This is a genomic window from Paraglaciecola sp. 25GB23A (assembly GCF_040012495.1).
Taxonomy (GTDB): Bacteria; Pseudomonadota; Gammaproteobacteria; order Enterobacterales; family Alteromonadaceae; genus Paraglaciecola.
Genome location: NZ_JBDYKM010000008.1, coordinates 1 through 11,440, shown reverse-complemented (window position 1 = coordinate 11,440; position 11,440 = coordinate 1). Strand labels below are relative to the sequence as shown.

The 11,440-nt window shown below is 41.2% G+C and carries 11 protein-coding genes; 6 read left to right on the top strand and 5 right to left on the bottom strand.

Annotation, left to right across the window (positions count from 1 at the left end; all coding sequences use genetic code 11):
• Nucleotides 1-74 precede the first annotated feature (74 nt).
• Together ABKW31_RS12865 and ABKW31_RS12860 are read left to right on the top strand one after the other, a co-directional pair.
• Nucleotides 75-545 (top strand): GNAT family N-acetyltransferase, encoded by a 471-nt coding sequence (locus tag ABKW31_RS12865; RefSeq protein ID WP_348616875.1) that lies wholly within the window; start codon nucleotides 75-77, stop codon nucleotides 543-545.
• Between the two features lie 301 nt (nucleotides 546-846).
• On the top strand, nucleotides 847-2,745 hold the full coding sequence (locus ABKW31_RS12860) for a diguanylate cyclase (protein ID WP_348616873.1): 1,899 nt from the start codon (nucleotides 847-849) through the stop codon (nucleotides 2,743-2,745).
• A gap of 208 nt (nucleotides 2,746-2,953) precedes the next feature.
• On the opposite strand, the gene ABKW31_RS12855 is transcribed toward ABKW31_RS12860, so the two are convergent.
• Entirely contained in the window at nucleotides 2,954-3,277 is a 324-nt protein-coding gene (locus ABKW31_RS12855) for a hypothetical protein (RefSeq protein WP_348616871.1), read from the bottom strand.
• A 127-nt stretch (nucleotides 3,278-3,404) separates the two neighbouring features.
• Between ABKW31_RS12855 and ABKW31_RS12850 the strand changes: the two genes are divergently transcribed.
• A complete protein-coding gene (locus tag ABKW31_RS12850) occupies nucleotides 3,405-4,319 on the top strand; it encodes a LysR substrate-binding domain-containing protein (protein ID WP_348616870.1) in 915 nt (304 codons plus the stop codon).
• 483 nt (nucleotides 4,320-4,802) lie between these two features.
• On the opposite strand, the gene ABKW31_RS12845 is transcribed toward ABKW31_RS12850, so the two are convergent.
• Both ABKW31_RS12845 and ABKW31_RS12840 read right to left on the bottom strand, forming a co-directional pair.
• On the bottom strand, nucleotides 4,803-5,129 hold the full coding sequence (locus ABKW31_RS12845; RefSeq protein ID WP_348616868.1) for a 50S ribosome-binding protein YggL: 327 nt from the start codon (nucleotides 5,127-5,129) through the stop codon (nucleotides 4,803-4,805).
• A 339-nt stretch (nucleotides 5,130-5,468) separates the two neighbouring features.
• Nucleotides 5,469-5,807: a 50S ribosome-binding protein YggL gene (locus ABKW31_RS12840; protein ID WP_348616867.1), complete on the bottom strand. Its 339-nt coding sequence runs from the start codon at nucleotides 5,805-5,807 to the stop codon at nucleotides 5,469-5,471.
• Nucleotides 5,808-6,027: 220 nt separating this feature from the next.
• Between ABKW31_RS12840 and ABKW31_RS12835 the strand changes: the two genes are divergently transcribed.
• Nucleotides 6,028-6,207 carry a DUF2986 domain-containing protein gene (locus tag ABKW31_RS12835; RefSeq protein ID WP_348616865.1) on the top strand — a complete coding sequence of 60 codons (180 nt, stop codon included), beginning with the start codon at nucleotides 6,028-6,030 and terminating at the stop codon, nucleotides 6,205-6,207.
• A gap of 469 nt (nucleotides 6,208-6,676) precedes the next feature.
• Complete coding sequence (locus ABKW31_RS12830; protein WP_348616864.1) at nucleotides 6,677-7,828, top strand: acyl-CoA dehydrogenase family protein; 1,152 nt, start codon at nucleotides 6,677-6,679, stop codon at nucleotides 7,826-7,828.
• Nucleotides 7,829-7,891: 63 nt separating this feature from the next.
• On the opposite strand, the gene cueR is transcribed toward ABKW31_RS12830, so the two are convergent.
• Both cueR and ABKW31_RS12820 read right to left on the bottom strand, forming a co-directional pair.
• Nucleotides 7,892-8,299, bottom strand: a complete 408-nt coding sequence (gene cueR / locus ABKW31_RS12825) for a Cu(I)-responsive transcriptional regulator (protein ID WP_348616862.1) — start codon at nucleotides 8,297-8,299, stop codon at nucleotides 7,892-7,894.
• A gap of 6 nt (nucleotides 8,300-8,305) precedes the next feature.
• Nucleotides 8,306-10,684 carry a heavy metal translocating P-type ATPase gene (locus tag ABKW31_RS12820; RefSeq protein WP_348616860.1) on the bottom strand — a complete coding sequence of 793 codons (2,379 nt, stop codon included), beginning with the start codon at nucleotides 10,682-10,684 and terminating at the stop codon, nucleotides 8,306-8,308.
• Between the two features lie 201 nt (nucleotides 10,685-10,885).
• On the opposite strand from ABKW31_RS12820, the gene ABKW31_RS12815 reads away from it, so the two are divergent.
• Entirely contained in the window at nucleotides 10,886-11,209 is a 324-nt protein-coding gene (locus ABKW31_RS12815) for a DUF2956 domain-containing protein (protein ID WP_348616858.1), read from the top strand.
• The last annotated feature ends 231 nt before the right edge of the window (nucleotides 11,210-11,440 follow it).

Below are 11,440 nucleotides of genomic sequence, written 5' to 3'. Positions count from 1 at the left end.
TGTCATCACGGCTTTTCATCTACCCAAGGCAATAGCCATGATAGATGAAACTTTCTCACTATTAAGGACTTATTATGCAAACACGAAAAGCGACAGAGCAAGATTTGGATCGGGTCGCGCAGATTTATTTACAGTGTTTTCCAAATGAACGAAATCATTTGTTGTGGGTTCGTGCTTCATTTAGTTCATTTCCTCGCGCAGTTTATTACGTCATTGAAGAGGGTGATATTATATCCGGTTATATTCTTTGGTGTGTTAAAAATGGCTTTAGAGATGCATGTATCCTAGAGCTTGAACAAATTGCTGTGGACACTGTAAATAGTCGTAAGGGGCTGGGGCGCAGGCTGATCACTGATTCGTTTGTTTTGTTTAAAAGCCACGTGGCAGAAATTGGTCACGGTGTAGGAGCCGTTATTGTGACGACATCAGAGGGTAATTTTGCAGAAGATCTTTATAAATCCACTTTGAAGGTATCTAGAGCAGCATTATTGAAAGGATATGGTTCTGGAGACGAGGTGATTTTATATAACAATTCAGTCGAATAGTAGCTTGTCCTCGGTTTTAGAAATTTATTACAAGGAAAAACAGCTAAGTAAGAGAGCAAATTAAGGTCCCTTAGAAAAAGGTTACGCCTGAGGGGAGCTAGGCCCCGCCTATTTTTTATCAATCACTCACTCTAATGATGGGCTTATCAGATTACTTGGTTGAGGAAAAAGGTATTGTAATAAATACTAAGTATCGAAATTAACTCTGTCTTTATAGGCACTCAAGTGCTGAAATTGCTAACATATCCCCGAATTACAAGTCTTAGATAAATGTTCTCTTCCATTTAAGGACAATATGGTAGTGCTAAAAATTAAGGAAAATATTACAGCGCAAAGTAAATATCACATGGCTATTTGGTCAAAGGGGCTGTCGATAGCTTTGTTCTTTATGACTATGCTGATATTTTTGCCACTTATTTACCATTTCGGTGTGGCTTTGCAACCTGCTATAAAACAAGCAGATGCTGGGCAAATAACGATCCAATCCTCTGATTTCTCTCAAAGAAAAACCTTGGCTTTAGCTGGCGATTGGTCTTTTTTTTGGCAACAATTACTTGAGCCAGAGCAAATTCTTATGTCGATGCCGCAGTCCACTTTGATGAAAGGTAGCGGCGGCTGGCAAAAGGATCAATACGATACAGATTATACTGCTATTGGTTTTGCTACTTATCATCTAAATGTTGTTTTGCAACAAAGTACTCGTAATTTTGCTGTGCGTATTCCGCAAATTGAAAGCGCCTATCGTTTCTACATAGATGCTGAGTTCATGGCTTCAGGTGGTGTAGTGACAGACTCTGAATCAGTGGCAAGCCCCGGATACAACACTACTATTGTTAGAATACCTGATGGGCTCAAAACATTTTCTATCACCATTCAAGTATCAAACTATCACTCAGGCTGGGGTGGCTTGTGGGCACCTATCATTTTAGGCGATGCTGACTTTTTGCATACATTACAAAGGGATCAGGTTGCTTTAAGTATGTTCATCTTAGGGGCACTATTAATTACTGTTATTCATTCGTTGATCCAGTTCTTCCTGCGACCGACAGATAAAATTCCACTGGTATTTGCTTGTTTGTGCCTACTTCTGTTTCTGCGGGAGTTGACGATTGAACACATGAGTTTTGCATTATCAACCTTTGCTGGTGGCTTTGTATTAATAACAAAGTTGAATTTCTTTAGTTTTTACGCTGGTATTCCGGCTGCATTGTATTTTTTTCAATCATGTTATCCCCGCGAATTTCATCAAAAATTCTGTTCAATGGTATATACCGTTTGTGTTGTTTTTGCTGCTTTTATTTTGCTGTTTCCAACTCGTTATTTTGGCGTCTCAGTGACGATATTTCAGGTTGTTGCGCTGATCGTTATGCTTTATATATTGCAGAGAATTTGGGTAGCAATGAGTAAAAAACAAAGAGGTGCTGGGGTCATGTTATTTGGCTCGCTGATCGCTTTTGCTTTTGCACTAAACGATCTGTTAAATATGAATAGCGTTATAACTACGGGCCGTTTTTTTAGTTTGGGCGTTGTCGGTTTTATCATGTGCCAGAGTTTTGTGACCAATACTCGATTTAATAATTTTATTAATAAAAACGCGACGCTGACTGAAACGCTTAAGGAGCGTAATGCAGATTTAGAACTGATGAGTGAGCTATTAGAAACTAAAGTTGAGCAACGTACTCGGCAACTGAAACTAGCTAATAAAGAACTAAAAGCCCTAGCTAACAATGACCCTTTAACCAACACCTATAATCGACATGGTTTACAACAGTATGTTCAAGCCGCATTTGAGCGATATCGGCGCTCGCAAGAGCCATTTAGCATTGTACTTATCGATTATGATCATTTTAAAGATATTAATGATAATTATGGACACGACGTGGGGGATATCGTGTTGTTGACAGGAGCTGATTTAATAAAAAGCGGAATTCGAGAACAAGATAAATTGGCTCGATGGGGTGGCGAGGAATTTCTTATTTTACTGCCGGATACTACTCTTGATGGGGCATTGGCTATTGGGCAAAAGCTTAGAGAAATCATTAACGCCCAACCTATCGGGCAACCGATTGGCGTAACAGTTTCAGTGACAGGCGGAGTCGCTCAGGCTAATCAGAGCGATAACTTTGTAACCCTATTTAAACGGGCAGATGATGCTTTGTACAAAGGTAAACAAGAAGGTAGAAATCGTATTTGCAGTTAAATCAATGGGCTCACAATAAACCCTCACAAAACATGACCTTTTACTGAGTTATACGCAATTACACAAATATAGCCAAGATGGGGGAATTCTTTGTTATGGCTGTCCTGCTTACTGTTCATTGCATAGCTATATGCATTCGAATTGAATGAGCAATGGCGCAAGCAACTTAATATTTAAGTGCACACGCCATTATCATAATGCCAAAGTCTTACTGAGCAAAGGTTCTTCCTAGCAAGCGCTTTGCATCTGCGTGTCTAAGACAACTTACTAAAGGTCGCATCTTAAAGGCATTATAAGAAGACACTAGGGTGGTTGTAGTGGCAGTGTCGGCATCAATGAGCACTGTGGTAGAGCAAGATACTTCTTTCTTATCTAGATCTTCAATGTAGTTTATCTTAATTGAATCGGCTCGCTCGACCAATAAGTTATAGGGATAACTTTCCTCTGCATAAAGTTTCTCGGTTAGTCGGGTGTTGGTTGTTGCTGTTGCAGTAAAAGCTGAAACAGATAAGATTAGCAGCAAATATTTCATCTCGCTCTCCAGAGCATTGTGTGTTGATAGCGTGAAAATAATAGACCTTGAAATTCCACCGTACAAACGATAAAAACTGAACTATAATTAAGAAAAACTTAATTAACTTTCTATTTGGTGCACAGTATTGTCACAACGTTTACCTCCATTAAAATCCCTTCAGTTCTTTTTAGTTGCAGCCAGAGCAGGCAGTTTTAAGCAGGCAGCTATTACTCTTCATGTTACTCAAGCAGCGGTTAGTCAACAGATCAGACACCTAGAACAACAGCTTGATATGCGCTTGTTTATCCGCAGCAGCCAAAAAACCTGTTTGACAGAGCAGGGGCGGCGACTATTGCCCTTTATCGAACAAGGATTCGAATCATTTGAAACCGGGATACGCTTGATTTCGGGTGACAACAATCCAAATATTCTGCGTATTTCAGCGATAAATTCCTTTACCTCTTTGTGGTTACTACCGCGTTTGTCTGAGTTTCAGTCATTGCATCCAGAGCTAATGGTGCAGTTAGCTCCGAGCAACGAGTTAGTTGATTTCGATCAAGGTGAAATAGATCTGGCGATTAGAATGGGAGCTGGCAATTATAAAGGGCTTGCGGAAAAGCGCTTAGTTAATGACACCTTGATTTTTATCGCCAGTCCAGATTTGATTAGTGAAGCCGACGCTAAGAATAGTCAGAAAGTATTTAGCTTGCCTTGGATAGAAGATATCAGCGCAGACACCCAGCCCATCATTCAGCAGGCATGTGACAAATTCAATATAGACAGGGGCAAACTGACCGCCAGTATCCGCTCGAATAATTCCATAGTTCTAATAGAAAATGCCCTTGCCAGTAGGGGCTTTACCCTGACTAATAAAAGTCTTGTGATCGACCATCTGCGCACAGGTAGGCTAATTAAACTGCTTGATTTCAGCACTCTCAGCCCTTATTGCTTATTCCTTGTCGCGCCGGAACAACATTTTTCATGGCCCAAGATACGCAAATTTGAAGATTGGTTCATTCCGAAGTTAACAGAATCCTTTGCTGATTTAGACCAATGGTAGTGTTTATCGTGTTTATCGAGACACCCATCATAATAAAATGCACAAAGAGTAATTTCTTTGATTTGTTATTATGGATGTCCAGTTAATAATATTGAAATTTAAGTGATTTATTGAGACACCCATCATAATAAAATGCACAAAGAGTAATTTCTTTGATTCGTTATTATGAATGTCTCGTTAATAATATTGAAATTAATGGTTGAAGTGAGGTTACAAATACGGATTGATATGATGTTTGCTAGGTTGCTAAAAATACCTCGTGAGTAGCTATTGATTAGTTACAATTACTTTGGCTTTTATAGTTTATGACGTCGCTGACAAGTTATTAAAAAGTAATGGTTTTTTCAAGGACTGAATGGCTTGGAGTATTTACTCGAGCAGAGGGTTGAAACCTAAGACTGTTGGATCTCAAAACAGGTTTTAAAGTTTAATGCCAGTCAGTGTAACTCACTGGCATTAGAGCTCGGTTTGGTTTATCAAGCCTTACATGGCGTAACAGGCATCTACCAAAATACCTACTTTTACGTCAGTCACAATAGCGTGACTAGTGAGTAGGGCTTCCATCGCAGCTCGGTCTTCGTCTGTAGCATTACCATAACGCTCTGCTGAAGTAACTGAACCTTCAAACATCTCGCCATCATTACCAAGAGTAATATATAGGTTTTGGCTATCGGCAAACGCTGCAAAGCTAGTAAAAAACTGCTCGTAATCATCACCGTTTAAACTGGCTAAAGTAAAGCTAAATTCAAAGCCTAAAGGATTTACCGAGACACCCATCATAACAAAATGCACAAAGAGCGATTTCTTCAATTCGTTACCATGGATGTCCTGTTAACAATATTAAAATTCATGGTTGAGGTGAGGTGACAAATACTGATTGATATTATGTTTGCTAGGTTGCAAACATAGTTACCTCGTCAGTAGCGATTGATTAATCACAAATATGGGGGCTTTTATAGTTTATGACGTCGCTGACAAGTTATTAAAAAGTATTGGTTTTTTCAAGGACTGAATGGCTTGGAGTATTTACTCGAGCAGAGGGTTGAAACCTAAGACTGTTGGATCGCAAAACAGGTTTTAAAGTTTAATGCCAGTCAGCGTAACTCACTGGCATTAGAGCTGGGTTGGTTTTGTAATGCTAATCAAGCCTTACATGGCGTAACAGGCATCTACCAAAGTCCCTACTTTTACGTCAGTCACGATAGCGTGACTAGTGAGTAGAGCTTCCATCGCTGCTCGGTCTTCGTCTGTAGCATTACCATAACGCTCTGCTGAAGTAACTGAACCTTCAAACAACTCGCCATCATTGCCAAGAGTAATATATAGGTTTTGGCTATCGGCAAACGCTGCAAAGCTAGTAAAAAACTGCTCGTAATCATCACCGTTTAAACTGGCTAAAGTAAAGCTAAATTCAAAGCCTAAGATAGCAAACTCTTCCAAGTGCAATTTTTTTCTTAAGCGTCTGTTTCTAGTGATTTTTTCTGACATTCTGGTACCTATAAAAGCTAAAAAGGATTCAATCGGTCACGGCTACCGAAGAGTTGATCGTCGGTGTTCAGTGATAATTGCGCGCATACTACCAGTTTTTTTCACTTTGTATTGAAGTAAAAATAGCCGCGCAATACAGATGGGCTATAATGGCCAAAATAACGGGGTAAATTGATTTATCTCAGCCACAATTCTTCGCTTAAAAAATAAAGATATCGTCATGAATAAAAAAAAGAAAATCAATCAAATACACCAGAAACGGCTTAAAGCCGCTAAAGCAAAAGGTAATGTGAAAAAAAAGGGTACCTATATTTCTAAAGCCGATCGCGCAAAGCTAGAGGCATCAACAGAGTCAGAATCCGAAAACGAAGCCGAAGATTCGACTATTAATATTTCATAGCGTTTCAGCAGTGTTTACCCACATGATCTAGCTGTGATAGTAACTTATTGATTGCCTGAAGATATTACTAACCCAAGGTAGGATTTAAGGTTTGCTACCCCATTTTCAGTGACTTTGCGCCTGGCTTTTAAACTTTCAATTTATCAACTTGATAAAACTTCACGCCGCCTACCTGTTTGCATAACCCTTCTGTTGAAACAGTTAAATTAGATACTGAGCCCGGCTATTCTTTCCGTTTAGCGCTCATGGGGACTTATGTTTAACTATAAGATTTAATAAGTTTTTTGTCGCATCAATGCTGTTTATGATGAAAAGATATACTTGCGCTGATTATAGATGAGTGGGCGGGCTTTGGCTCAGCAAGTCTGATGTTCAGTGAAGTAAGCAATTTTAGAAATCTATGTTTAGAAAAACGAGTTAATCGTCTTTTTAGCATATTCAAATTATCCGGCTGTAAAAGGGCACACTGATGACAAATGATCTTATTGATAATGAAGAAATTCAAATTTTTCGTGACATGGTGTTGCGCTTTTTAGAGCAGGAAATAATACCCCACTATGATGGTTGGGAAAAAAATCATCATATGCCACGAGAAGTGTGGAATACCCTAGGCAGTGCCGGCATTTTGTTGGTTGATATGCCTGAAAAATATGGTGCAGCAGGCGCTAGTTTTGATGTTTGCCAAATGATCCAAGAAGAAATGTGTCGTTTGGGTCTTCATGGCTTAGCGACTGGCTATAATATTCATGCCAATATTGTGGCACCCTATATCCTTAATATCGCCACTGAAGAGCAGAAAGATCGTTGGTTGCCGCCTATGGTTTCAGGTGAAGTGATAACCGCACTTGCCATGACAGAACCGGGTGCAGGTAGCGATGTAGCGGGTATGCGAACGCAGGCTGTAAAAGACGGTGACAGCTATATTCTTAATGGTTCAAAAACCTTCATAACCAATGGCAACATGGCCAATATGATCGTGGTGTGCGCTAAAACAGATCTAAAAGCTGGTGCAAAAGGTATCTCGCTATTTTTAGTTGATACCAGTCTTCCCGGATTTTCAAGGGGTAAGCCCATTGAAAAAATAGGTCAACACAGCAGTGACACCGCTGAGCTCTTTTTTGCAGACATGCGTTTGCCCGCCGATGCTTTGCTGGGCGAAGAGGGCAAAGGCTTTACTTATTTGATGCAAGAATTACCGCGGGAACGATTAGGTTGTGCAGTGCAAGCAATTGGCCATGCACAAGGCGCCTTAGATTTAACAGTTGATTATGTGACACAACGTAAAGCCTTCGGCCAATCGGTTGGGCAATTTCAAAATACGCGTTTTAAACTTGCCGAATGTCTGACTGAACTTGAACTGTGCCGAGCCATGCTTGAAAAGCATATGAGCAAGTACAAGCAGGATAAAATGACGGTAACCGATGCCGCGATGTTGAAATTGGCCGCAACTGAAATGCAACTTAAAATGGTGAATGAATGCCTACAGTTATTTGGCGGCTATGGTTACACCGATGAATACCCTATTTCACGCTTTTATCGTGATGCTCGTGTACAGACTATTTATGCCGGCAGTTCTGAGATTATGAAAGAAGTGATTGCGCGCAGCATTTTAGGTCGTTAATTTATATTTGAATCGTTAATAACAATCCTACTAATATCTTATAATTTGGGCGGCAAACAGTCCTTAGTTTTGGTTGTTTGCTAAGCCATCAAGAATGGAACAGCTGGCATTATCATCCGCATTGCAGTTATTTGACAATGTTTGTAAGGCTTGTTTCATTTGCTCTAGTTCGTTAATTTTTTCGTTTATCTCCACTAAATGTTGTTCGGCCAGTTGCTTAACTTCGCGACTGGCACGCTTTGGATTTTGCCATAAGTCCACTAGTGAATGTGTTTGGTTTAAGGAGAATCCCAATTTTTTGGCCTGCTTAATGACCCCCATTACTTTTAATTGCTGAGGGTTATAAAGACGGTAACCCCCATCTGTGCGATTAGCTTTAGCTAACAAACCTATTGTTTCATAGTGGCGGATCATTTTAGCCGATAGGCCGCTTATTGTTGCTGCTTCGCCGATCGTGGCTAGTTTAGTCATTAGGGCTTATTCCTTTGCTTTCCAACGTTGTAACAATAGAGCATTACTGATGACAAACAAACTACTGCATGCCATGGCAGCGCCGGCTATGATAGGGCTTAAAAAACCAAATGCCGCTAATGGAATACCAACAGAGTTAAAGATAAACGCCCAAAACAAATTTTGTTTAATTTTACGGTAGGTCAATTTTGAAATTAAAAGAGCCGATGCCACTAAATTAGGCTCACCACGCATTAAGGTAATAGCTGCTGCACTGACCGCCACTTCGGTGCCGGTTGCCATGGCAATGCCTAAATCCGCTTGCGCCAGGGCAGGGGCGTCGTTGATACCGTCTCCTACCATCGCCACTTGCAAGCCTTGTTGTTGAGCCTGTTTAATAAAAGTCGATTTATCTGCCGGCATAACTTGTGCCTGATACTGATCAAGTTGTAATTGCTGGGCAACGTCATCAGCACTTGCCTGACTGTCACCAGTCAACATGGCCACTTTAATGCCTTGTTGTTTTAGCTGTTTGACTGCGGATAATGCATTTGTTTTAAGCTTATCGGTAAAACAAAAAAGACCGAGTAACTCTGTTTTATCCCCTTTTTGTCTGGCTAACCACGAGGTTGATGCTCCTTTCGTTTGTACAGCGTCATTGGGCAGCTTGAGACCCAAGTCCTTCATCATATGACTACTACCCAAGAATAAGGTGGCATCGTCCAATTTGGCCTTTATACCTAAACCGGCCATTACATGAAAATCGCTTACATCGAGGGCGGAGATCGACATGTCCTTGGCTTTGTTAACAATCGCTAAGGCCAAAGGATGTTCACTATGTTGTTGCAGTGAAACCGCAAGCTGAATCAGTTCTTGTTCATTACCAATTAAGGCCGTTGTTTGGCTTAAGGACGGCTTTCCCTCGGTCAGTGTGCCCGTTTTATCAAACACCACCATATCAATGGCAGTGGCTTGTTCTAAGGCACTGGCATCTTTGATCAAAATACCAAAGCGAGCAGCCGTTCCAGTACCTGCCATGATAGCCGCCGGCGTTGCTAAACCGAGGGCGCAAGGGCAAGCAATTACCAATACGGCAACTGCATTGAGAATGGCTTGTTGCCAATTACCATTAAACATACCCCAACTGACTAGGGTGAGCAGTGCTAGCACCATGACTACAGGAACAAACACCGCACTCACTTTATCGACTAGCGCTTGTACCGGTGCTTTGGCACCTTGTGCTTCTTCAACCAGTGTTATTATTTTGGCTAGAGTAGACTCTGCGCCAACACTACTGGCTTTAATTTCTAATACGCCGTCTAAATTAATAGAACCACCGGTAACCGCATCACCGATTTTTTTGCTGACAGGCAGACTTTCACCACTAATCAAGGCTTCATCGAGTTGGCTTTGCCCAGATAAGACTTCACCATCTACCGCCACTCTTTCACCCGGTTTAATCTGCACCCGCTCACCAGATTGGACAGTAGAGGCGGTGACTTGTCGCCAATCATCGTCACGCCATACCGTGGCTGTGGTCGGTTTTAAATTTTCTAGCGCTCTTAATGCGTCGGTGGTGCGGCGTTTGGCTTTGTGTTCAAGGTATTTACCGATCAGCACCAAGCTTAATACTACGCTGCTGCTCTCAAAATATAAGTGCGGCGAGCCAGAGTGGCCACTATGGGCCCACCATAAGTAAAGTGACAAGGCATAAGCTGAACTGGTGCCGATAGCCACTAACAAATCCATGTTGCCAGTGCCTGCTTTAAGCGCTCCCCACGCAGCCCGATAAAAACGCGCACCAAAGTAAAATTGCACGGGCGTTGCTAACAGCCATTGCCACAACGCAGGTAACATCCATTCTTTACCCAACAACATGCCAAACATAGGTAGGGCAAGGGGTAAAGACAGCACACTGGCAGCCAAAGCATCAAACCAGTCGGCATGGTAAAACGGGGTCTTATGGTGATTGCCGCTCGTTTTAGCATCAGTGGGTTTGTTGGGACTAAGCAGTTTGTAACCTGCATCATCTAGCGTCGTCGCCACTTTAGATTCTTGAAGTTCGGCAATAAGGCTAATTGAGACTTGCTCAGTTGCGAGATTGACGCCTGCTTTTAACACCTGAGGTAGTTTGAGTAGTGCGTTTTCGACACGCCCTGCACAAGACGAACACGTCATGCCAGATACAGAGTAGATTCTGTTTGTCGTTTGAACATGATATCCGGCGGACTCAACCGCTGACACTAATGCTTCAAGCTTCGCTGAACCTTGAATACTTGCGGTTTCAACCGCTAAGTTAACGTTGACGCTTTCAACGCCTTTGACTTGCTTAAGTTGTTTTTCAACTCGTCCGACACAAGACCCGCAGGTCATACCCTCAATTTTTAACTGAATGACGTCATTCATAACAACCTCGTTGATACCTACATACAATGTTGAAGAGGGTAAAGCTTACCATGATGGTAAGGTCAATAGGCGTTGATAAATTAGTCTTGCAGAGTGAGGTAAATTATTTTTGAGATGACAAGGTTTGAAAAAGTACTTGTCTTAAATATAGCTAGAAGCTGCTAATATTACCCATCAGTTTTAATCAGTGTTATGCAAAAAATGAAAAATAAAGTATCACCAGAAGTTGAAGCTCAAGCGCTAAAAATAGCCAAAGGTAGGCAAAAAGAGGGGCAAACTAAAGAGCAGACCAAGTTAATTGCTCAAGGTATTCAAAAAGGTGTTGCTGAATATAAGAAGCAGCACGGTATAAAAATACGTAAAATAGACAAACAACGGAAGCAAACAATCAGGCAACGGGAGAATGAAAGTACTGAATCCGTGCAAGAGGTAGTCAACGACAGTCGTTTAAAATATCTACCCTGGGTTTTGTTGTCGCTAAGCTGGGTGGGTTTTATCGCTTATGTTGTCTGGCAAGCTAGTTAACTGCTGATTGTCTGACATTTTAAAAAAGCGGACTTAGATTTTAGCTTAGAGAGGTATCGAAGAGTAGTCGCCAGTAAATAGACACTAGCTACAGTGAAAAAAATGCTATTGAGACAGCCATCATAAACTGGCAAAAAGTCAGTTTTGAACTACGCTTTAAAGGTTCAAACAACCACGGATGGTCTGTCATGCCACAATCACGTCAAAGCCAAATCAGTCTTATTGATACTC